At 60.3% G+C, this 21224-nt stretch carries 19 protein-coding genes; 8 read left to right on the forward strand and 11 right to left on the reverse strand.

Annotated features, from left to right (window positions below):
* Window positions 1-31: 31 nt before the first annotated feature.
* Entirely contained in the window at window positions 32-319 is a 288-nt protein-coding gene (locus FBZ99_RS14465) for a hypothetical protein (protein WP_145633871.1), read from the reverse strand.
* A gap of 151 nt (window positions 320-470) precedes the next feature.
* Between FBZ99_RS14465 and FBZ99_RS14470 the strand changes: the two genes are divergently transcribed.
* Window positions 471-1538 carry a LacI family DNA-binding transcriptional regulator gene (locus tag FBZ99_RS14470; RefSeq protein WP_145633874.1) on the forward strand — a complete coding sequence of 356 codons (1068 nt, stop codon included), beginning with the start codon at window positions 471-473 and terminating at the stop codon, window positions 1536-1538.
* A gap of 97 nt (window positions 1539-1635) precedes the next feature.
* Here the strand turns inward: FBZ99_RS14470 and FBZ99_RS14475 are convergent, their stop codons facing one another.
* The gene (locus FBZ99_RS14475) at window positions 1636-3822 is read right to left on the reverse strand and encodes a mechanosensitive ion channel family protein (protein WP_145633876.1); all 2187 of its coding nucleotides are present in this window, start codon (window positions 3820-3822) and stop codon (window positions 1636-1638) included.
* A 166-nt stretch (window positions 3823-3988) separates the two neighbouring features.
* Between FBZ99_RS14475 and FBZ99_RS14480 the strand changes: the two genes are divergently transcribed.
* Window positions 3989-4960, forward strand: a complete 972-nt coding sequence (locus tag FBZ99_RS14480) for a hypothetical protein (protein ID WP_246661109.1) — start codon at window positions 3989-3991, stop codon at window positions 4958-4960.
* Between the two features lie 30 nt (window positions 4961-4990).
* Here the strand turns inward: FBZ99_RS14480 and pncB are convergent, their stop codons facing one another.
* The 9 genes from pncB to FBZ99_RS14525 form a co-directional block, all read right to left on the reverse strand.
* On the reverse strand, window positions 4991-6295 hold the full coding sequence (gene pncB, locus FBZ99_RS14485; RefSeq protein ID WP_113351483.1) for a nicotinate phosphoribosyltransferase: 1305 nt from the start codon (window positions 6293-6295) through the stop codon (window positions 4991-4993).
* 196 nt (window positions 6296-6491) lie between these two features.
* A complete protein-coding gene (locus FBZ99_RS14490) occupies window positions 6492-7451 on the reverse strand; it encodes a 2-hydroxyacid dehydrogenase (protein WP_145323299.1) in 960 nt (319 codons plus the stop codon).
* An 11-nt stretch (window positions 7452-7462) separates the two neighbouring features.
* Window positions 7463-9091 carry an ABC transporter ATP-binding protein gene (locus tag FBZ99_RS14495; protein ID WP_145633881.1) on the reverse strand — a complete coding sequence of 543 codons (1629 nt, stop codon included), beginning with the start codon at window positions 9089-9091 and terminating at the stop codon, window positions 7463-7465.
* On the reverse strand, window positions 9088-9585 hold the full coding sequence (locus FBZ99_RS14500) for a type II toxin-antitoxin system VapC family toxin (protein WP_145633884.1): 498 nt from the start codon (window positions 9583-9585) through the stop codon (window positions 9088-9090). The genes FBZ99_RS14495 and FBZ99_RS14500 overlap by 4 nt, the downstream gene beginning before the upstream one ends.
* The gene (locus FBZ99_RS14505; RefSeq protein ID WP_145633886.1) at window positions 9582-9872 is read right to left on the reverse strand and encodes a hypothetical protein; all 291 of its coding nucleotides are present in this window, start codon (window positions 9870-9872) and stop codon (window positions 9582-9584) included. The genes FBZ99_RS14500 and FBZ99_RS14505 overlap by 4 nt, the downstream gene beginning before the upstream one ends.
* 69 nt (window positions 9873-9941) lie before the next feature.
* On the reverse strand, window positions 9942-11096 hold the full coding sequence (locus FBZ99_RS14510; RefSeq protein WP_113397335.1) for an ABC transporter permease: 1155 nt from the start codon (window positions 11094-11096) through the stop codon (window positions 9942-9944).
* Window positions 11096-12190 carry a microcin C ABC transporter permease YejB gene (locus tag FBZ99_RS14515; protein WP_113351489.1) on the reverse strand — a complete coding sequence of 365 codons (1095 nt, stop codon included), beginning with the start codon at window positions 12188-12190 and terminating at the stop codon, window positions 11096-11098. The genes FBZ99_RS14510 and FBZ99_RS14515 overlap by 1 nt, the downstream gene beginning before the upstream one ends.
* A 171-nt stretch (window positions 12191-12361) precedes the next feature.
* The gene (locus tag FBZ99_RS14520) at window positions 12362-14215 is read right to left on the reverse strand and encodes an extracellular solute-binding protein (protein ID WP_113351490.1); all 1854 of its coding nucleotides are present in this window, start codon (window positions 14213-14215) and stop codon (window positions 12362-12364) included.
* 106 nt (window positions 14216-14321) lie between these two features.
* On the reverse strand, window positions 14322-14942 hold the full coding sequence (locus FBZ99_RS14525) for a TetR/AcrR family transcriptional regulator (protein WP_113351491.1): 621 nt from the start codon (window positions 14940-14942) through the stop codon (window positions 14322-14324).
* Window positions 14943-14994: 52 nt separating this feature from the next.
* Here FBZ99_RS14525 and FBZ99_RS14530 point away from each other — a divergent pair, with 52 nt between their 5' ends.
* The 6 genes from FBZ99_RS14530 (at window position 14995) to dapB (ending at window position 21120) form a co-directional block, all read left to right on the forward strand.
* Window positions 14995-15621 carry an isochorismatase family protein gene (locus FBZ99_RS14530; RefSeq protein WP_145633887.1) on the forward strand — a complete coding sequence of 209 codons (627 nt, stop codon included), beginning with the start codon at window positions 14995-14997 and terminating at the stop codon, window positions 15619-15621.
* Window positions 15622-15707: 86 nt separating this feature from the next.
* Window positions 15708-16742 (forward strand): penicillin-insensitive murein endopeptidase, encoded by a 1035-nt coding sequence (gene mepA, locus FBZ99_RS14535; protein ID WP_145633888.1) that lies wholly within the window; start codon window positions 15708-15710, stop codon window positions 16740-16742.
* 99 nt (window positions 16743-16841) lie between these two features.
* Window positions 16842-17222, forward strand: a complete 381-nt coding sequence (locus FBZ99_RS14540; RefSeq protein ID WP_113330590.1) for a methylglyoxal synthase — start codon at window positions 16842-16844, stop codon at window positions 17220-17222.
* A gap of 34 nt (window positions 17223-17256) precedes the next feature.
* A complete protein-coding gene (locus tag FBZ99_RS14545) occupies window positions 17257-18279 on the forward strand; it encodes a glucokinase (RefSeq protein WP_113390795.1) in 1023 nt (340 codons plus the stop codon).
* 262 nt (window positions 18280-18541) lie between these two features.
* A complete protein-coding gene (locus FBZ99_RS14550) occupies window positions 18542-20281 on the forward strand; it encodes an ABC transporter ATP-binding protein (protein ID WP_371864951.1) in 1740 nt (579 codons plus the stop codon).
* Between the two features lie 14 nt (window positions 20282-20295).
* Window positions 20296-21120 (forward strand): 4-hydroxy-tetrahydrodipicolinate reductase, encoded by an 825-nt coding sequence (gene dapB, locus FBZ99_RS14555; protein ID WP_113390793.1) that lies wholly within the window; start codon window positions 20296-20298, stop codon window positions 21118-21120.
* The last annotated feature ends 104 nt before the right edge of the window (window positions 21121-21224 follow it).

The raw sequence follows: 21224 nt of genomic DNA on the forward strand, positions 1-21224 counted from the left end.
GGCCGCCGTCGGAGCAACTCATGGCGTTGCTCTAGCAATTCCGCGACAGGGCTTTGGCGATGGCCAGGAATTTCGGGTCTTCTAACCCGGTACGATGCCGGATCTCTGCTTCCCCCTCCGCGGCCGATGTCTCGCTCGGAATCGTGAAGGACCACGCCGATGGTCGCTTCCGGTCGCGGAAGAACTGCGCCAGCCGGCTCAGCACGCTCTGTTTGTCAGCCCCGCCTCCACGTTCTGAAGGCGGATCGACGGCATTCGGATTGCAGGGATCACCCCATCGTTCATCATAGAGATCCTTGAAGAGATAATTGGTCAGCATTGGTTTGTCCTTATTTTGAATCGATTCAATTCCAGGTTACGCGGCTTTCTTGAATCGGTTCAATCCTACGCTTCGAAAATCCGCTGTCAAGAAGAATTGAACCGATACAACTTCATTGCTAGTATCCGCCGGAAACAATTGGAGGATTTCATTGGCCAAAGGCACCATCAGGCTCGCGGACGTCGCCAAGGCAGCAGGCGTATCGCAGGGAACCGCCTCCAATGTTTTCAGCCGGCCCGAAGTGGTGCGCGAAGAGGTGCGCGAGCATGTGCTCGAGACGGCCAAGCGGCTTGGCTATGCCGGGCCGAGCCTGACAGGCCGGCTGCTGCGGGCCGGAAAGGTCAATGCCATCGGCGTCGCCGTCGTCGAGCCGCTTTCCTATTTCTTCAACGATCCCTGGGCTAGGGCGCTCCTGGCTGCCGTGTCCCAGGTCTGCGATGCCAGCGGCACAGGTCTCGCCCTGGTCTCGGCCAAGGATCGGCACAAGCTCGACTGGAACATCAAGAGCGCGTTGGTCGACGGCTTCATTCTGCTCTGCGTGGAAGGCGGCGAAAAGCTGGTTCAGTTGACGCGCGAGCGGCAATTGCCTTTCGTTGCTCTCGCCCTGAATGACCAAGATGCGTCGATCCCCTCGATCAGCGTCGACAATCTTGGTGGTGCGGCCGTTGCTGCCCGGCATCTGGCGGAACTCGGCCATAGGCGTTTCGGCGTGCTCGCGACCGAGCTTTCGGACGATCATGTCGGGCCGGTCAGCATCGCCGGGATCGGTCGGGCGATGTATTCCACCTCGCGCGATCGCGCACTCGGCTATTGGCAGGCACTCGAAGCCTTCGGAATTCGGCGCGAAAACGTGCCGATCTTTGAGACGCTCAACGACAAGCCAAGCGTCGAAGCCGGGCTTGACTACCTGTTTTCCGCGCCGGAACCGCCGACGGCGATCCTCGCCATGTCCGATAACATCGCGCTTCTGGCGATCAACTGGCTGCGGGCACGGGGCCTTTCAGTGCCGCAGGACGTCTCCGTCATCGGCTTCGATGGCGTGCCAGAGGGCGGCATGGTGGAGCCGGGCCTGACGACGATGGCCCAGCCCTTTGCCGAGATCGCGGAACGCGCGGTGCAGGCCGTTCTTCACGATGCCGTACCGGCTGAGCGCGAGATGATCGGCGTCACGCTGATCGTACGCGGCAGCACGGCAGCGCCGAGACCCGACCGAATCTAGAGCGGTTCAGCTTTCACGGAATCTCCGAACCGCTCGATCTCTTTGGTTTAACGCAATTCCGGACGCAAAACCGCTTCGCACTTTTGCTGGAATTGCTCTAGCTCGCCTGCTGTGCGCCATCCACGTTTGCAGCCCGCATCTCGATAAGCTGCCGGGCAGCGGCGGCAGCGGCGTCCTTGTCGCTTGCCACCTGCACGGTGGGGAAGGCGAACTGGATGCCGTTTTCGTCGAAGGACTGCTTGATCAAAGCCAGCGCGCTGCGGCGGATGACGGAGAGCTCGTCGGGCTTGGCGGTGATGGCCAACCTGATCTCGATCGCGAAATCGCCGAACTGCTCGACACCCTTCATCTTCAGCGTCTGGATGATGCTCGGTTTCAGCTCCTCGTCGTCGAGCAGGCGCTGGCCGATGTCCTTGATGATGCGCTTCAGTTTCACGAGATCCGTATCGTAGGTCACCTTGACGATGATCTTATCGATTGCCCAGTCGCGGTTCATGTTGTTAACCGCACCGAGCGAGCCGAAGGGTATCGTCGCCAGCGGGCCGCGCTGGTGACGCAGCTTGACCGAACGCAGGCTGAAGGATTCCACCACGCCCTTGTAATGGCCGCTTTCGATATATTCGCCGATGCGGAAAGCATCGTCCCAGAGGTAGAAGATACCGCTGATGACATCCTTGACTATGGTCTGTGCGCCGAAGCCGACCGCAACGCCGACAACACCGGCGCCGGCGATCAGCGGCCCGATCTGAACGCCAAGGCCCGACAGCACCATCATGACCGCAATGATGCCGATGACGACGGCAAGAATGTTGCGGAAGATCGGAAGCAGCGTCTGCAGCCGGGCGCGGCTCGCCCTCATCTCATCCGATTCGCCGGCGGCCGGGAGGGATTGCATGACTTTGCCGTCGATATAGGTTTTTGCCAGCTGCCAGACGAGATCGGCAACCAGGAGAATGATGATGCCGCCGAGAATGCCGCGAGCGATGCGGCCGACATTCGATTCGCTGCCGCTCATCATCGCATGCGCCTCGACCCCCAGCATGTGGCCGAGCCATAAAGCCGCAAAGGTAATGATCAACGCCCGCAAGCCGCGGTCGAGCAACACGGCCGCGATCTTGCCGGTGCCGAAGATGCCGTCGGCTGCATCATGCAGGGCTTCGATTGCCTTCGTCGATACCGAGAGGATGCGCGGCAGCAATATCGCATAGATGCCGAGCCACAAAAGGCCATCGAAACCGGCCACCCAGAGACACCATAGCGCCGCGAAGAAAATCGTCAGCAGCCAGGAAATCGTCTTCGCCCCCCGCTTTTCCGGCGGAAGCGGCCTGGACCACACGGCAGCCGTGGCGATCAGAAACAGACCGATGCCGAGGGCGTAGCCGATGAGGTCGCGCGCCCCGACAGAAAAGTCCAGCGACGTGACGGCCTGTATGATCGCCCAGCCGCAGGCAAAATAGATGGCAAACAGCGTGCAGCGTCGATACCAATAGGATGCGACGTGCCGCCGTTCGGCGATGCGGGCGGCACCGCCGTCCTCATCCAGAACGTCGTTGGCGCGACGCATCGCTATCAATTCCATGACAAGCTTGCCGATGGAGATCGCCAGCCTGATCGACACCATCGCAATGACGCAAGCGATGGCAAAATTTTCAATGGCTGGCGGCCAATCGAAGGCAAGAAGCGGAACGAGCGTCACCAGGCCATGGATGATAGCGGGCACGACGCCGCCCAGAAACTGGAAGCGCGCTGCCTGCAGTTCCGTCTCGGTACCGGCAGCCCTCTCGGTGCGCTGCATATGCCTGGTGTTGATGAAGCGTGCAACGGCGAGTTCGGCCGCCAACCCCAGGAAGAAGAGCAGGACAATCTGGATGATGATGCGCACGAGGCCGACCGACTTGCCTTCGCCTTCCAGCTTTTCCGATGCGGTCATGACCTCATAGGGCAACGTCATCGCAGCGCCGGAGACCAGCTCAAGGTGATGCCGCGTATGGCCGAGCATGCCTGATAGAACCGACATCTGATTGCCGTCGGTCGGCGTCGGATCGCTGATGGTTGCGGGTTTATCGCTGGCAGGTGTCGGTTGACTATTGAGCTGCGCAGTAAGCCATTGCCTGACATCCGGCTCGTTCATCAGCTGGATCAGCTCGCGAACCTTGTCGGGCGGCGGGGCGGCCGGCTGTGGGGCAGCGGCATTCTGCGCGAACGCAGTCACAGGTGCAGCCAATGCAAAAAGACAAAAAAACAGGCCTCCGATCGTCCACCTGCCGCCCCCGACATTTCTCATCTGCGCTGCCCTTCCCGCAATCTGACCATTCGGCCCGCTCCTGCAGACTATACGCGTTTTTTGTACGGGCAAGCAGGCACTTACGGCCCCCACCCCCATCATGCCGCCATTGCCCCGCAACGGCTGCCGCGCTAGGTTCTACAGCAATACCGTTCGGTACTCGGGGATGCGCGTGTTCAATTTCCTGAAAAGGCTCTTCGGCAGAGGCAAGCGCGCGGAAATGCGCCCCGGCCATCCCTATCCGATGCAGGAGCCCGAGAGCGCGGCCGTTGCCAAAACCCTCGATCTCAACATTCCCGACGAAGCTTTGCAGGATGAAGCAGCCTTTGCCGCCTATCTGCAGGAACGCCTGCCGTTCTTCGGAGATCTGATCCGCGTCGATTACGATGCTGCCGCCGGCAGTCTGACGCTGCACAGCCGCAACGGCGATACGATGACGAAATTCCTGAGCAATGCGCTGCTAGCGCTGCGCGAAAAGCGCGGGCCGGCACGCGCGCAGGCGCTCCTCAACTATCTCAACATGACGGAAGCCATGGTCGACAGCGGTGAGCTCGCCAAGGTCCTGCCGGTCCTGAAAGCGCGCGATTTCGTCGAGGTTGCGCGGCAGCAGATGATGCAGGCCGCCAAGGACGAGCCCAATCCGCCGCAATTCGTCTACCTCGACGAGGCCGAAAACCTGATCAAGCTCTTCGTCGTCAACGGCGAGACGACGGTCAACTACGTGATGGCCGCAGCACTCGACGACTGGGGCATCGATGTCCGAGAACTCGCCGAAACGGCACAGGCCAACCTGCAGAAATTCCTCGCCAAGACCGGCGTTCAGATCGCCAAACGCAGCCGGTTCCAATATGTCGAGGTGGACGGCCAGTTCGAGTCCAGCATTGCGTTCCTGCCGAATTTCTGGGCGCAGGTGCAGGAGCAATCCGGCGGCGCCGCGCCGATCGCCGCCTTCCTGTCGCGCGACAAGGTGTTCTTCACACATGAGAACGATATCGAGGGCCTGCAGCTTCTGGAGCTGATCAGCGCCGATCTCAGCGACGTGCCATACGTTATTTCGCCGGATCAATATCGTTGGGAGAATGGCCGCTGGACGCTATTTCGCCGCGTCGCCCGGATGGAAGCGGCGATCCGCCACTAGACCTTTTACGCATTGCGGACGGAAAACGCCTTAAACCAGCACTTCCTGATCGACGCGATCCTCTGCACCGAAGAACTTCAGATAACGCTCGACTTCCGCAGGCTCGCCCGTCGCCTTCTGGGGATTGTCCGAGAGCTTAACGGCCGGTCGGCCATTTGCCTCGATGACCTTGCAGACGATCGAAATAGGATTGAGGCCCTTGAGTTCGGTGGGCGCGCAGCCGGCGAAATCGTTGGTAAGGTTGGTGCCCCAACCAAAACTCATGCGGACTCGACCGTCGAAATGCTTGTAGGTGTCGATGATGGCATCGACATCGAGGCCATCGGAGAAGATCAGCAGCTTCTGGCGGGGATCGCGGCCCATCTTCTTCCACCATTCGATGATCTTCTCGCCGCCCTCGATTGGCGGAGCGCTGTCGGGGCGGAAGCCGGTCCAGTCGGCCACCCATTCCGGCGCATTGCGCAGGAAGGAAGCCGTACCGAAGGCATCGGGCAGGACGACGAGCAGATTGCCGCCATAGAGACGGTTCCAGTCGCGCAGCACCTTATAGGGTGCCTTTCCGAGCTCTTCGTCATTTTTCGCAAGCGCTGCGGCGACCATCGGCAACTCATGGGCATTGGTGCCGACGGCTTCGAGATCGGAATCCATGGCCAACAGCACGTTGCTCGTGCCGGTGAATGCGTGCGGTACGCCTTCCTTCAATGCTTCGACGCACCAGCGCTGCCAGAGGAAGCTGTGACGGCGGCGCGTCCCGAAATCGGAGATGCGCAAACCGGGCAGCTCCCGCAGCCGCTCCACCTTCTCCCACATCTTGGCCTTGGCGCGGGCATAGAGCACATCGAGCGTGAAGGGGCCGAGCGCCTTTAGAGCCGAGCGCGAACGAAGCTCGTTGATGATGGCGAGCGCGGGGATTTCCCACATCGTCGTTTCCTTCCACGAGCCGTGGAAGTCGAGAATATATTGACCGTCGCGCTTCGATAGCTCGTATTCCGGCAGCTGGAAATTCGACAGCCAGGCGAGGAATTCCGGTTCGAAGATCTGGGCGCGGCCGTAGAAACTGTTACCCGCCAGCCAGATCATCTCCTTCTTGGAGAGGCGGAGCGTGCGGGCATGGTCGAGCTGCTCACGCAATTCTTTTTCGTCGATCACTTCTGCGAGGCGAACGCTCTTGGTGCGATTGATAAGCGAGAAGGTGGCATCGACATCTGGATAGAGCTTCCAGATCATTTGCAGCATGAGGAGCTTGTAGAAATCCGTGTCGATCAGGCTGCGGATGATCGGATCAAGCTTCCAGGTATGGTTATAGACGCGGGTGGCGATATCCGTCTTGGTCATGTCGTTCCTGCCCCGTCTCCTGCCCTGCGGACGTCATGCTTTTCGCCAGCGGCGTGCCGGCATGCGGTTGTAGCGCCCTGTTATCAAAAAATGTTGAGCGAAAGTCCAGTCGCTGAAAGAAAATTGATACCAGGGCAAATGCGTCGCATTTTGCCGGCGCCAGCCGAGACATAAGGCCCCGACCACCGCCATAGACTTAGTAACCCCGACCGCGATCTACCAGATGCTGCAGCGGTTCGCCGCGTTCGAAGCGGGCGATCTGCTCCTCGACGTAGCGCATCAGTGCCTTTTCGTCAGACACAGCGGAATCATGCGGCGTAATGATGACATTTTCCAGGTCCCAAAGCGGATCGTCCGCAGCCAGAGGCTCGACGGCGAAGACATCGAGGGAGGCGCCGCCGAGGATGCCGGTGCGAACAGCCGAAGCGATATCGGCCGCAACCTGGCTCTTGCCGCGGCCGGCATTGATGAAGACCGGCTTGCCGAGCGGGCCGTTGCGATGCAGCTTTGAAAAGAGCGAAGCGTTGTAAATTCCCGTCGTCTCTGCCGTCAGCGGCAGCAGGCCGACGAGAATGTCGGTACGTGCCAGAAACGCATCCAGCCCGGCTGCATCGAAGGTTTCCATACCGTCGATCTCTTTCTTGCTGCGGGACCAGCCGATGACGTTGAAGCCCATAACTTTCAATTTCGCGGCTGCATCGCAGCCGAGAACACCGAGGCCCATGACGCCGACAGTAACGTCAGCGGCTTCCGGACCATGCTGCGGCGCCCAGACATGCTGTCGCTGATTCCTGAAATGCCCCTGCACATCGCGCAGATGCATCAGGCATTGCATGACTACCCATTCGCTCATCCGCGTCGTGAGACTGCGATCCACGAAACGGACCATCGGGATGTCAGGCAGACCAGCAATCGACATCATGGAATCGACACCGGCGCCGCCCGAGAAGATGACCTTGAGATTGGGCGCGCGCTCGAAAAGATCGGCATCCGGCTTCCACAGCAGCGCATAGTCGACATGCCTCAGATCCAGCCCCTTGCTGGCGGGGTCAGCGAGATTGATGCTGCCGCGATCGGCAAAAGCGGTTTCGAGTGCCCTGGCGACGGTCTCGGGGTTGAATTTGAGGTCGACGAGAACGGGGCTTTTGGCCGGCATGATGATGGTCTCTATTGCTGGATGGCGGCGGTCGGCACCGCCTCGATGTTAAAGGCGGCAGCGAGAAGCGCCCTGGTGTAATCCTCTTTCGGCGCCCGGAAAATATCGGCGGATGCGCCCTGCTCGACGACCTTGCCGAAGCGCATGACGATCAGCTCGTTGGCGAGCGCCTTCACCACCTTCAGGTCGTGGCTGATGAAGAGATAGGCGAGATCGTGCTTCTGCTGCAGGTCACGCAACAGATCGACCACCTGCGCCTGCACGCTCATGTCGAGCGCCGAGGTGGGCTCGTCGAGCATGACGAAGCGTGGCTTCAACACCATGGCCCGGGCGATGGCGATGCGCTGACGCTGGCCGCCGGAGAACTCGTGCGGAAAACGCCAGCGGGTGGACGGATCGAGGCCGACCTCCTCCAGTGCCCAGCAGACGCGCTTGTCGCGCTCATCGGCCGAAAGCGACCGCTCATGCACCTTGAGCCCCTCGGCAATGATCTCGCCGACCGACATGCGCGGGCTGAGCGATCCATAAGGATCCTGGAAGACCACCTGCAGCTGGTTGCGCAGCGGCCGCATTTCGCGGAACGAATAGCCGGCTATATCCTTGCCGACAAAGGCGATACGGCCCTTGGAGGAAATAAGCCGGGCGAGCGCGAGGCCGAGCGTGGTCTTGCCTGAGCCGGATTCGCCGACGACGCCGAGCGTCTGGCCGGCGCGGAGCTTCAGATCGATGCCATCGACCGCCTTCACATGATCGACAACCTTGCGCATGAAGCCCGCCTTGATCGGGAACCAGACGCGAATATCGTTGCCTTCCATGACCACGGGCTTGTTCGTATCGCTTGCGGGCGGTTCACCGCGTGGTTCAGCGGCGAGGAGATGGCGGGTATAATCATGCTGCGGCCGCGTGAAGACATCCTCCACCGTGCCGGTCTCAACGATCTTGCCCTTGGTCATCACGCAGACGCGGTCGGCGAACTTGCGGACGATGCCGAGATCGTGGGTGATGAACAACATCGACATGCCATGCTGACCCTTGAGCTCGCGCAGCAGTTCGAGGATCTGTGCCTGCACGGTGACGTCGAGCGCCGTCGTCGGCTCGTCGGCGATCAGGAGTTCGGGACGATTGGCAAGCGCCATGGCGATCATTACGCGCTGGCGCTGGCCGCCCGACAGCTCATGCGGATAGGCCTTTAGGCGCTTTTCCGGTTCGCGGATGCCGACCTGGTTCAAGAGCTCCAGCGTGCGGTTGCGCGCGGCCTCACCCACCATGCCCTGATGCAGCGCCAGGATCTCGCTGATCTGCCGCTCGATGGTGTGGAGCGGATTGAGCGAGGTCATCGGCTCTTGGAAGATCATCGTGATATCGTTGCCGCGCACGGCGCGCAGCTCGTTGTCCGATGCCTTCAAGAGGTCCTTGCCCTTGAACAGGATCTCGCCGGAAGGGTGGCTTGCGGCCGGATATGGCAAGAGCTTCAGGATCGAATTGGCCGAAACCGACTTGCCGGAGCCGGATTCGCCGACCAGCGCGACGACCTCGCCCTTGCGGATATCGAAGGAGACGCCATCGACGGCGATCGAGGTCTGCCCGCCCTGATGAAAGGCGACGGAGAGATTGCGGACTGACAGCAGCGATTCGGTCATTCGGCCATGCTTTTTAGGAGGGATGTCAGAGTGGGCTCATCGGGGCGAAGGATCGTCAAAGGGGTGATATCCAACGGCCCCGAGAAAGGATGGACAAGGTCTGTGATATCGCCGATCCCCTTGTCCGCAGTCAGGAAGTGAGTGCAACGGCTATGAAGCGCGGTAGCGAGGTGGATCGCATCCGGCAATTTCAAACAGCCACGCGTTGCCCGCAGCAAGGCCGCACCATCAAGGATCGGCGGCGTGATGGACCAGATGTCCAGCCAGGAACGCGACGACGACCATTCTTCATAGGTTCTCAAAAGCTCGAAATTCTGCTGCTGTAACGGTTTGACCTTCAATTCGGCAAAGGTCAGCGCGCTGGTGGAGACGTAGACGGGTTTCTTCTCGATCACCTCTAAGATGGCCCAGAGAAGATCGTGAACGATGCCGCTTTGCTCCATCAACGCGACAACGACATTCGTGTCCCAATAGATGCCCCGTGGTGCGGTCATCTATCATCCCACTCATCGCGCAGTTCACGAATACGGGCAACGATCTCTTCAGTCGTGGCAGTTCCGGCGTATCTATCGGGGTGCGCCCTGCGATCCCGTAAGAGAGCCTTGAGATTCGCGGACTGTGCACTTTTCGGAGAGAGCGAAGCAAATGGCGAACGGCTGTCGGTGGAAGACTTCTCTTCCGCCTCCACCACAACGCGCACCAATGCTTCCTTGGGCAGATCGCCGCGAATATCGTCCGGCAACCTAGACGCCGGATAATGTTCCAGTACCACCTTATTCATCGCATCCATCCATTGCCTGTCGTCGCCGACTGCAGTTTATCTTGTGCGCTGACCAATTGCGAGCACTCCTCATCGGAACGTCTTCCTCGGATCGAAGGCGTCGCGCACGGCTTCGCCGATGAAAATCAGCAGCGACAGCATGATCGACATGGTGAAGAAGGCCGAGAGCCCCAGCCAGGGAGCCTGCAGATTGGATTTGCCCTGGGCGATCATTTCACCCAGCGACGGCGAGCCGGGCGGCATGCCGAAGCCCAGGAAATCCAGCGAGGTCAGGGTGGTGATCGAGCCCGACAGGATGAAGGGAACGAAGGTCAGCGTCGCCACCATCGCGTTCGGCAGCAGGTGGCGATACATGATGGTGCGGTTGTTGACGCCGAGCGCGCGGGCGGCGCGCACATATTCGAAATTGCGCGCCCGCAGGAATTCGGCGCGCACGACGCCGACGAGCCCTACCCAGGAAAACAGCAGCAATATGCCGAGCAGGATGAAGAAGCCCGGCGGCAGCACCGAGGCGATGATCAGCAGGATATAGAGCACCGGCATGGACGACCAGATTTCGATGAAACGCTGCATCAGGAGATCGGTCCAGCCACCGAAATAGCCCTGTATCGCACCGGCGCAGACGCCGACGACTGCCGAACAGATGGTGAGCGCCAGGCCGAATAGCACCGAGATGCGGAAACCGTAGATCAGGCGGGCGAGTACATCGCGGGCCTGATCGTCGGTGCCGAGCCAATTGAAATTGCTCCAGTTGCAGTTCGGATCGGCAACGCCGCCGGGATAGCCCGAGCAGCGCGTCTCCTTGCTCATTGCCCAGAAAGGCGGCGTCGGCGCCGACATTCCTGTGGGAAGGTTGGAATTGGCGGTCTGATAGGAATAATGGATCGGCGGCCAGATCATCCAGCCATGGGCATTGATTTCATCCTGAATATCCGGGGCGCGATAATCCGTCTGCGCCAGGAAACCGCCGAACTTCTCCTCGGGGTAATCCACGAAGACCGGCGCTAGGATCTCTCCCTTGTAAGAGACGAGGATCGGCCGGTCGTTGACGATGAATTCGGCCCCGAGGCTGAGGACGAACAGGACCAGGAAAATCCAGAGCGACCAGTAGCCACGGCGGTTTGCCTTGAAATTCTCCCAGCGGCGAATGTTGGTGGGCGAGAAAAGGCCTTTGCGGGGCGGCTTCACCGTCGTCGGAAGCGTCTGCTGATTGGCTGCGTCCATCACACGTCCCTCCGCTCGAAATCAATGCGCGGATCAATCCAGGTGTAGATTAGATCTGAGACGAGGCTGACGACGAGGCCGAGCAGCGAGAAGATGAAGAGAGTGGCAAAGACCACCGGATAGTCGCGCTGGACGACAGAGAGATAGCTCAGGCGCCCCAAGCCATCGAGCGAGAAGATATTTTCGATCAGCAGCGAGCCGGTGAAGAAGGCGGAGATAAAGGCGCCGGGAAAGCCGGCAATGACGATGAGCATGGCGTTGCGGAAGACATGGCCATAGAGCACGCGCCGTTCGGAAAGGCCCTTGGCGCGGGCGGTGATGACATATTGCTTCTTGATTTCCTCGATGAAGGAGTTCTTGGTCAGCAGCGTCGTGGTGGCGAAAGCGGCGAGCGACAGCGAAATCAGCGGCAGCACCAGATGCCAGAGATAATCGAGGATCTTCTGCCACCAGCTGAGATCGGCGAAATTATCCGAAACGAGACCGCGCAGCGGAAACCAGTCGAAGAAGGAGCCGCCGGCAAACAGCACGATCAGCATGATGCCGAACAGGAAGCTCGGGACGGCATAGCCGACGATGATAATGCCCGACGTCCAGACATCGAAAGTCGATCCGTCCTGCACCGCCTTGCGGATGCCGAGCGGAATGGAAATGGCATAGGAGAAGATCAGGATCCAGATGCCGAGCGAGATCGACACCGGCAGCTTCTGGCCGATGAGATCGATGACGGTGGTATTGCGGAAAAAGCTCTCGCCGAAATCGAAGCGGATATAATTCCACATCATCTGACCGAAGCGCTCGAGCGGCGGCTTGTCGAAGCCGAACTGCTTGTCGAGCTTGGCGATCAGCTCGGGATCGAGCCCCTGCGCGCCCCGATATTTCGAGCTGCTGTCATCGAAGGATTGCTGTGCAGCCAGGTCGGTACCGCCACCCGACAGGCGGCCATTGGCATTGTCGCCCTGGCCGGTCAGCTGCGCGATCACCTGCTCGACGGGACCGCCCGGCGCAAACTGCACGATGGTGAAGGAAATCGCCATGATGCCGACGATGGTCGGGATCATCAACAGGAGGCGTCGCAGAATATAGGCGCCCATCAGTCCGCCGCTCCCGCAAGCAGGGATAGGTTCCGCCTCGCCTCAATCCGTCCGTCGATCAAATCACATTCCCTTCCGCCGGATGCAAGCCGGCGCCGTCATATCAGCGTGAAACTATCCGAATCAGCCTGGATCATTTGGAGCCAGCAGGCCCCTCATTGCAAGAGAGGCTCACTTTCCGGCGCTTTTCGACCACCAGACATCGGGGAAGCCGATGGAGTATTCGGGCAGTTGGGCCGGATGCGCGAACTTATCCCAATAAGCGATATGGAAGCTGGTCGTGTAAAAGAGTGGAACCACGTAGTGATGAGCGAGCAACACACGGTCGAGCGCCTTGGCGACGGCATCCTTCTCCTCGACGTCTTTGGCGAAAATTACCTTGTTGACGAGGGCATCGATGCCTGGATCAGAAATGCCGGCAAAATTGCGCGAACCTTTACGATTGGCGGAGGCAGATCCCCAGAAATCAATCTGCTCGTTGCCCGGATTCAATGTTTGCGCCCAAACTGTCCAGATCATGTCATAGTCGAAGTTCTGCACACGATTGATGTATTGCGACGAATCGACCGTACGGACGCTAGCGTTGATGCCGATTCTCTTCAAATTCTGGGCATAGGGCAGAACCCACTTCTCCACGAAGGGACTGCCGAGCAGAATCTCGATCGATAAAGGTTTGCCCGTCTGGGCATTCACCATCTGGTTGCTCTTCAGAACATATCCTGCCTGTTTGAACAGATCGAGCGCTTTACGCAGATTATCGCGGGCCTTCTGCTGATCGCCGCCGACCGGGTTGGCATAAGGCGTCGTGAAAACTTCAGCCGGGACCTTGTCCTTCACTTCATTGAGAACGCTGAGCTCTTTACCTTCTGGCAGGCCCGACGAAGCGAGCTTCGTGCCGAAAAAGAAGCTATTGATGCGGCTGTACTGATTAAAAGCGATAGTACGGTTCAGCTCTTCGAAATCGAAAGCATAGTTCAGCGCCTCACGAACACGCTCGTCCTTGAACTGATCGCGGCGCATGTTCGGCACGAGCGCCTGCATAACGCCGGTGGCGCGAAGCGGATTGGGCACTTCCTCGCGCTTGATGCGGCCGTCCTTCGCCGCAGGAAAATCGTAGCCGGTGACCCAGCGGCTTGCGACGTTATCCTGCCAATAGTCTATAGTACCGCCGCGGAAGGCCTCGAATTCCACATCATTATCAGTGAAGTAGGTGTAGGAGATAGACTTTAAATTGTTCAGGCCAACATTGACGGGCAGGTCCTTGCCCCAATAATCGTCGCGCAATTCGTAACGGATGGTGGAACCGGGCGAGACCGAAACGATCTTGTAGGGTCCGGATCCCATAACGGGCTCGAGCGTGGTGCGGGAAATATCGCGTGGTTTACCGTCCGGCCCCGTACCTTCCCACCAATGCTTTGGCACGATTGGGAACTGGCCAAGAATCGACGGCAGTTCACGATTGTTCTTCTCGTCGAAGTAGAAGGTTACGTCGCGATCGCCGGTCTTCTCGGCGCGCGCCACATGGCTATAATAGCTGGTAAAGAGTGGATTGAGTTCCTTCGCCTTGTCGAAACTGAAGACGACATCCTCTGGCGTCACCGGCTGTCCGTCTGCCCATTTGGCTTCGGGCCGCAGGCGGAAAGTAGCACGGGAAATATCCTCCGGATAGGAAACGCCCTCGGCGAGCAATCCATAGGAGGAGGAAACCTCGTCATCCGCCGACTTCAGAAGGCTGTCAAAGACAAGGCCCGCACCCAGAGAACTTATCCCCGCAACCGTATTGCCCTTATAAAGTACCGGATTGAGGGTGTCGAAGGTGCCATTGCTAGACAGCTTCACCTCACCGCCTTTCGGCGCATCCGGATTGACATAATCGAAATGCTTGAAGCCGGGCTGATATTTCAAGTCGCCGAGAATGGCCGTGCCGATACGAAATTGCGGCTCTTGAGCTTTCGAGGATAGAGGCATTGCCAGCAGGCAAAAAAGAGAAACGACCAAGCCTGCTTTCAACCGCGACAATGCCATTCATGATCTCCTGATGATGTCTGAGGAATCAGCATACGGCAAATGAGGGCAAAAAACAGGACGCAACAATTCATCTCGTTGTAAAGGCTGAAGACATGTCTCGGGCTCAGTCTTTTACCGTGGCATCCTCAAGACGTTTGCGCAACATCAGCCGCAATTCGCCGGCGACGCGGCGATCCTCGGCAGCATCGGGCTCGGCGGCGACGGCGACGACGATGCGAAGCAGTTCGAGCACGATACCCGACATCAGCGCGATATCGTCCGATATCGGCGGCTGCGCCTGCTGCAGGATGCCGGCGATCAGCTCCTTCAGCTCTGCCCGTGAGCGCGCCTTGCGCTCCTTGGGAATATCACGGCGACTGGCCAGTACCGAAAACTCCGGATATTCCTCCATGAAAGCACCGAGCGCATCGAAGATCGCCTCGCCGCTATCGGCTGCGGAAAGGCCGATGCTCCGCTCTGCCATCCCTCGAAGCCCGGCCTTCAATCGCTCCAGGCGTTCGATATGCAGTGCTTCGGCAAGCAGGGGCTTGGTCGGGAAGAACTGATAGAGCGAGCCGATAGAGGAATTTGCCTCGGCCGCAATCTCCGTCATCGTTGCCGCCTCATAGCCCTTGCGCGCGAAAACCTTTGCGGCCGCCTCCAGCAGTATGACAACCCGATCATGGCCGCGCTGCCGCTTCGGCGTGCGCGTCTTCAATTCTTCACTTGATTTTTGTGAGGCCATCCTCATATTTCCATTGTGAGGATATCCTCATATTTTATGGAGCTACCGCCCGATGTCACTTTACGACCCCAAAACTACCGCTCTCATTTCTATCGACCTGCAAGGCCTCGTCCTGAGCCGGCCGCTCGCGCCCTACTCCGCCCAGCAGATCGTCACCAATACGGTCGCCATCGCAAACAAACTGAAGGCCGATGGCGGAACGACCGTTTTCGTGACGGTTGGATTTTCCGCAGACTATGCCGATGCTGTCAATCAGCCGACAGACGAAAGCTTTGCGCTTCCCCCAGGAGGTTTGCCGCCGGCCGCGCTCGAGGCTCCGGCCGAGATGGCAGCGCTGACGCCTGATGTCGCCATCGTCAAGCGCCAGTGGAGCGCCTTTTACGGCACGGAACTGGACCTGCAGCTTCGCCGTCGCGGCGTCAGGACGCTGATCCTGACCGGAGTCGCCACCAATTTCGGTGTCGAAGCAACCGTGCGCGATGCCTTCGCGGCAAACTACGCCGTCATTGTTGCCGAAGATGCGGTGACGACCTTCTCGCAGGACATGCAGGATTTCGCCTGCACGAAGGTCTTGCCGCGGCTGTCGCGTATCCGCAAGACGGCGGAAATCCTGGCGAACTCATCCATCCGAAGCAAAGGTCTATGCAAGCAAAGGCGGCCGACCGGTGGCCATCCGTGATTGGCGCGGATTCACTTCCATCCTGTTTCAGGATAGTCTCACGGCAAATCACTTCGGCTAATGCCGACCGCCTTTCAAGGATATGCATGGCTTCACTTCTGGCTCGCGCCTTTCGAACGATCGGCAAATTCTCTCTCGCCACCTCGATCGGGATGGGCCTTGTCGCCGGCGATGCGCTGGCGCAGCAGGCTACCCTTTCCCCCGGCAGCGCCAAGGCTGTTTTCGGCGCGGTCACGCTGCCGACGCAGGGACCGCCGCAATCGATCGGCTTCTATGCCAAGGGCTGCCTTGCCGGCGCGGTCGCCCTGCCCGCGGACGGCCCGACATGGCAGGCGATGCGCCTATCGCGCAATCGTCGCTGGGGACGACCGGAGATGATCGGCCTGCTCGAGCGCCTATCGCGCGATGCTGCGAAGAATGACGGCTGGCCGGGTTTGCTTGTCGGCGATATCTCGCAGCCGCGCGGCGGCCCGATGATCAACGGCCATGCCTCGCATCAGATCGGTCTCGACGCCGACGTCTGGCTGACGCCGATGCCGCGGCGCAAGATGACGGTGGAAGAGCGCGAAGCCCTGCCTTTCACCACGATGCTCGCCAAGGACAAGTTCCTGACGATCAACGACAAGGTCTGGACACCGGCACATGCCCGCCTCTTGATGCGCGCGGCAAGCTATCCGGAGGTCGAGCGCATCTTCGTCAACCCGGCGATCAAGAAGAAGATGTGCGGGACATGGACGGGCGACCGCACCAACCTCGGCAAGCTGCGGCCGGAATACGGGCACGACTCGCATTTCCATATCCGTCTCCGCTGCCCCGCAGGCTCCGTCGGCTGCACAGGACAGGCGCCGGTCGCCTCCGGCGATGGCTGCGACAAGTCGCTCGCCTGGTGGTTCGGGCCTGAGCCTTGGGCCAAGCCGAAGCCCAGCGACAAGCCGCCCCAAAAGCCGCGCGAAGTCATGGTTGCCGATCTGCCCAAGGCCTGCCAGGCCGTATTGGCGGCACCTTCGATTGCTTCCGCACGCCCCGCCGCCTCCGGCGCCAAAGCTGCCGACGTTTCAGCGGAGACGGACGCAATGCCGGTTTCGGGCGATACGCCGCCCGGTCAGATTCCGCAGCAGTAAGTCCTGCACCGTCCTTGCCGGAGGCGTCTTTCAAAACGCGCCCCCTTGGTATAGAAGGCGGGTAAATCGATTGAAAACATCGAGCGGAGCAAGGATTTCATGGCCGGCAGCAAATGCATTGCATTGATCGCGCATGATCAGAAAAAAGATGCGATGGCAGAATTTGCACGGCGTAACGAAGCCGCCCTTGCCGATTGGAACATCGTCGCCACGGGCACGACAGGCGGCCGCGTGCTGGATGCCTGCCCGGACCTCAAGGTCACCCGGCTGAAAAGCGGCCCGCTCGGTGGCGACCAGCAGATCGGCGCGCTCATCGCCACCGGCGAGATCGATATGCTCGTCTTCTTCATCGATCCCCTCACCCCCATGCCGCACGACGTCGACGTGAAGGCATTGACGCGGCTTGCCGTTCTCTACGACATTCCGATGGCGCTCAACGAATCCACTGCCGAGCGGCTGATCAAAACCCTGAACCATTAATCCGCCTTGCCGGCGGCAGACCACGGACCTGGCCATGCCCGAGCTCAATCACAGCGATGCCCCCCTGCCTTTCCCAATCCTGATCGGCGATATCGGCGGCACCAATGCGCGTTTCTCCATCCTCGTCGATGCGGACTCCGAACAGGAGCACTTCCCGGTCGTGCAGACGGCGAATTTCGCCACGATCGACGATGCGATCAAGCTCGCCCTCGAAAACAGCAAGGTTCGGCCCCGCTCGGCAATTCTTGCCATGGCAGGTCCCGTGCAGGGTGACGAGATTCCGTTGACCAATTGCGATTGGGTGATCCGTCCGAAGACGATGATCGCCAATCTCGGCATCGAGGACGTGCTCGTCATCAACGACTTCGAGGCGCAGGCGCTCGCGATCGCCGAGATTTCCGATGAGCATCGCCAGACCATCGGCAAAGCTTCCGGTAACATGGTTGCATCGCGCGCCGTGCTCGGGCCGGGCACCGGTCTTGGCGTCGGAGCCCTGGTCCATACCCAGCATCAGTGGGTGCCAGTACCGGGCGAAGGCGGGCATATCGATCTCGGGCCACGCACGGAACGCGACCTGCAGATCTGGCCGCATCTGGAACCCATCGAAGGCCGCATCTCGGCCGAGCAGGTGATCTGCGGTCGCGGCCTGCAGAACCTCTATCATGCGATCTGCGCGGCTGACGGCATCGAACCGAGCCTGAAGGAGCCAGCTGACATCACCAACCACGCGCTTGCCGGCACCAACAGGCAGGCCGAGGAGACGCTGACGCTGTTCGTCACCTATCTTGGCCGCGTCGCCGGCGATATCGCCATGATCTTCATGGCGCGCGGCGGCGTCTATCTCTCGGGTGGCATTCCGCAGAAGATCCTGCCGGCGCTGCAGAAGCCGGAATTCCGCGCCGCCTTCGAGGACAAGGCACCGCACACGGAGCTGATGAAGACGATTCCGACCCATGTGGTCGTCAATCCGCTGGCAGCACTTTCCGGCCTTGCGATCTATGCCCGCAAACCGACAAGCTTTGGCCTTGCCACGGACGGCCGTCGCTGGCGGCGTTGATTGCTTGCCAAACAGCTCATGGTGCGCTGAAACCCGGCGCACCATACTTTTTGAAGGGGCCGGCATCCTCTATAATGGGCGCGGCTCCGCGATCGGCCTTAACCAGCCCGGCAGGCCACGTCTAGCCAAAGCCGTGCTAAGTCTTTAATAGAACCGCGAAAGCACGTGCCAGATGCGGCTCGCTTGGTTCAAGACAGGAAGCCGATTATTGAAATTGCCTGACCCGAAAAGCAAAAACGTCGACAGCGAAGCCATCACCGGCATGCTGAAGCGCATTATCGCCGAGAACGGCCGCGATCATATTCGCGGCTACGCCATCGCGATTACCTGCCTGATCCTCGTTGCGCTTTCGACTGCTTACATCGGCTACATCGTCAAATCTGTCATCGACAGCGCCTTCATCGCCCGCGATATCGTCGATGCCTGGAAAATCTGCTTCAGCATCTTCCTCGTTTTCGTGGTGCGCGGTTTTGCCGGATATTTCCAGTCGGTCATCCTGTCGAAGATCGGCAACAACATCATCGCCCGCTACCAGCGCCGCCTCTATTCGCACCTGATGACACTGTCGGTCGGCTTCTTCAACGAAGCGCGCTCCGCCCAGCTCGCCGCCCGCATCAGCCAGAACGTCTCTGGTATCCGCGATGTCATGAACCTGACGATCACGTCGACGGCGCGCGACCTCCTGACCTTCATCTCCTTGCTCTGCGTCATGGTCTTCCAGGACCCGGTGCTCAGCATCGCATTCGTCGTCATCGCGCCGCCGCTTTTCCTCACGCTACGCTATATTTCCAAGCGCCTGCGCGCTGCCACGCGCGACGCAGTGGTCCTGAACAGCCATGTGCTCGGCGCGATGCAGGAGACCATTCAAGGCGTTTCCATCGTCAAGGCCTTCACGATGGAAGAGGAGCTCGAACGCAAGATCAACAAGCTGATCACCGCTGCAGAGCACCGGCAGAACCGCATCGCCCGTCTTTCGGAGCGCAACGGACCGCTGATCGAAACGGTCGCCGGTTTTGCGATCGCCAGCCTTTTCGCCTATGCCGCCTACCGCTCGATCTACGACAATGTCTCGCCGGGCGTGTTCTTCTCCTTCGCCACCTCGCTGCTGCTCGCTTATGATCCGGCCCGCCGCCTTGCCAAGCTGCAGGTGCAGCTGGAGCGCGCGGTCGTCAACGCGCGGATGATCTATGAGCTGCTCGACATGGAGCCGCGCCAGCGCGACCTCCCCGATGCCAAACCGCTCGTCGTAACCGACGCTCGCATCGAATTTCGCGACGTTCATTTCGCCTATGGCGACGAGGCCGTCCTGTGCGGTGTCAACTTCACGGCCGAGGGTGGCCAGACCACCGCACTCGTCGGCCCTTCCGGCGCCGGCAAGTCCACTGTCATCAATCTCATCCCGCGCTTCTATGATCCCAAGGCTGGCAGCATCTTCATCGACGGGCAGGACATCGCGCATGTGACGAAACAGTCGCTGCGGGAACAGCTCGCCTATGTTTCGCAGCAGCCCTATCTCTTTGAAGGCACGATCCGCGACAATATCCGCTACGGCCGTCCGAACGCGACGGATGCCGAGATCGAGGATGCGGCGCGCCTTGCCTATGCCCATGATTTCATCGAAGCGCAGCCGATGGGCTACGAGACGCCCGTCGGCGAAAACGGCGTAACGCTGTCCGGCGGCCAGCGCCAGCGCCTGTCGATCGCCCGCGCGCTGGTGCGCAATGCGCCGATCCTGCTTCTGGACGAAGCGACCTCGGCGCTCGACACGGAATCCGAAGCGGCCGTGCAGAAGGCGCTGGAAGAAGCGATGAGCGGCCGCACGGTCGTCGTCATCGCCCATCGCCTGTCGACGGTTGTCCGTGCCGAGAAGATCGTCGTCATGCAGAACGGCCGCGTTGTCGAAGAAGGCAACCACGAGACGCTTGCGACATCGGACAATGGCCTCTACGCTCGGCTCAACAACCTGCAGCTACCGGCGATTTCAAGCAATTCCCGCAAATAGACGATAGAGACGACATGAGCGACGATGCGATGAAGCTGGTGGTGGTGGGCGCGGCGGGCCGCATGGGACAGGCTCTCATCCGCATCATTCACGCCACCGACGGCGTAACCCTGCATGCAGCCGTCGCCCGCCCCGGCTCCGCCTTCATCGGCAAGGATGCCGGCGAGATCGCCGGACTGGGGCCGATCGGCGTTCCCGTCACCGACGATCCGCTTGCCGCTTTCCTGCATGCCGAAGGCGTCATCGATTTTACGACGCCGGCAACCAGCGTCACCTTCGCCGGTCTCGCCGCCCAGGCGCGCATCGTCCATATCATCGGCACGACCGGATGTTCGGACGAGGACGAGGCGAAGTTCAAGGCTGCCGCACGCCATGCCCGTGTCGTCAAATCGGGCAATATGGGCCTTGGCATCAATCTTTTGAGCGTGCTCGTCGAACAGGCGGCGCGGGCACTGCCTTCGAACGACTGGGACATCGAGGTGCTGGAGATGCATCATCGGCACAAGGTCGATGCGCCCTCGGGCACGGCACTCCTGCTTGGCCAGGCGGCGGCGAAGGGCCGCGGCATCGATCTCAATGACAATTCCGTGCGCGTGCGCGACGGGCATACCGGTCCGCGCGCGACGGGCACGATCGGCTTTGCGACCCTGCGCGGCGGCGGCGTGGTCGGCGATCATTCGGTGATCTTCGCCAGCGAAAGCGAACGGCTGACGCTGTCGCACAATGCCGGCGACCGGTCGCTGTTTGCGCGCGGCGCGCTGCAGGCAGCACTCTGGGCGCGCGACAAGAAACCCGGCTTCTATTCCATGCTCGATGTTCTCGGGCTTTCCACACGTTGATCCGATCCTGGAGCGGATCGGCCTGGAACTGCCGATCCGCTCCAGCCTTTTGTTGTCTCGCAATTCCGGACGGAAAACCGCTACACACTTTTCCTGGAATTGCT

The sequence above is a fragment of the Rhizobium sp. ERR 1071 genome, from assembly GCF_007828675.1.
Lineage (GTDB): Bacteria > Pseudomonadota > Alphaproteobacteria > Rhizobiales > Rhizobiaceae > Rhizobium > Rhizobium dioscoreae.

Coding starts and splice junctions, on each gene's coding strand:
- FBZ99_RS14465 (WP_145633871.1), bottom strand. CDS start 319: ATGCTGACCAATTATCTCTTCAAGGATCTCTATGATGAACGATGGGGT.
- FBZ99_RS14475 (WP_145633876.1), bottom strand. CDS start 3,822: ATGAGAAATGTCGGGGGCGGCAGGTGGACGATCGGAGGCCTGTTTTTT.
- FBZ99_RS14480 (WP_246661109.1), top strand. CDS start 3,989: ATGCGCGTGTTCAATTTCCTGAAAAGGCTCTTCGGCAGAGGCAAGCGC.
- pncB (WP_113351483.1), bottom strand. CDS start 6,295: ATGACCAAGACGGATATCGCCACCCGCGTCTATAACCATACCTGGAAG.
- FBZ99_RS14490 (WP_145323299.1), bottom strand. CDS start 7,451: ATGCCGGCCAAAAGCCCCGTTCTCGTCGACCTCAAATTCAACCCCGAG.
- FBZ99_RS14495 (WP_145633881.1), bottom strand. CDS start 9,091: ATGACCGAATCGCTGCTGTCAGTCCGCAATCTCTCCGTCGCCTTTCAT.
- FBZ99_RS14500 (WP_145633884.1), bottom strand. CDS start 9,585: ATGACCGCACCACGGGGCATCTATTGGGACACGAATGTCGTTGTCGCG.
- FBZ99_RS14505 (WP_145633886.1), bottom strand. CDS start 9,872: ATGAATAAGGTGGTACTGGAACATTATCCGGCGTCTAGGTTGCCGGAC.
- FBZ99_RS14510 (WP_113397335.1), bottom strand. CDS start 11,096: ATGGACGCAGCCAATCAGCAGACGCTTCCGACGACGGTGAAGCCGCCC.
- FBZ99_RS14515 (WP_113351489.1), bottom strand. CDS start 12,190: ATGGGCGCCTATATTCTGCGACGCCTCCTGTTGATGATCCCGACCATC.
- FBZ99_RS14520 (WP_113351490.1), bottom strand. CDS start 14,215: ATGGCATTGTCGCGGTTGAAAGCAGGCTTGGTCGTTTCTCTTTTTTGC.
- FBZ99_RS14525 (WP_113351491.1), bottom strand. CDS start 14,942: ATGGCCTCACAAAAATCAAGTGAAGAATTGAAGACGCGCACGCCGAAG.
- FBZ99_RS14530 (WP_145633887.1), top strand. CDS start 14,995: ATGTCACTTTACGACCCCAAAACTACCGCTCTCATTTCTATCGACCTG.
- mepA (WP_145633888.1), top strand. CDS start 15,708: ATGGCTTCACTTCTGGCTCGCGCCTTTCGAACGATCGGCAAATTCTCT.
- FBZ99_RS14540 (WP_113330590.1), top strand. CDS start 16,842: ATGGCCGGCAGCAAATGCATTGCATTGATCGCGCATGATCAGAAAAAA.
- FBZ99_RS14545 (WP_113390795.1), top strand. CDS start 17,257: ATGCCCGAGCTCAATCACAGCGATGCCCCCCTGCCTTTCCCAATCCTG.
- FBZ99_RS14550 (WP_371864951.1), top strand. CDS start 18,542: ATGCTGAAGCGCATTATCGCCGAGAACGGCCGCGATCATATTCGCGGC.
- dapB (WP_113390793.1), top strand. CDS start 20,296: ATGAGCGACGATGCGATGAAGCTGGTGGTGGTGGGCGCGGCGGGCCGC.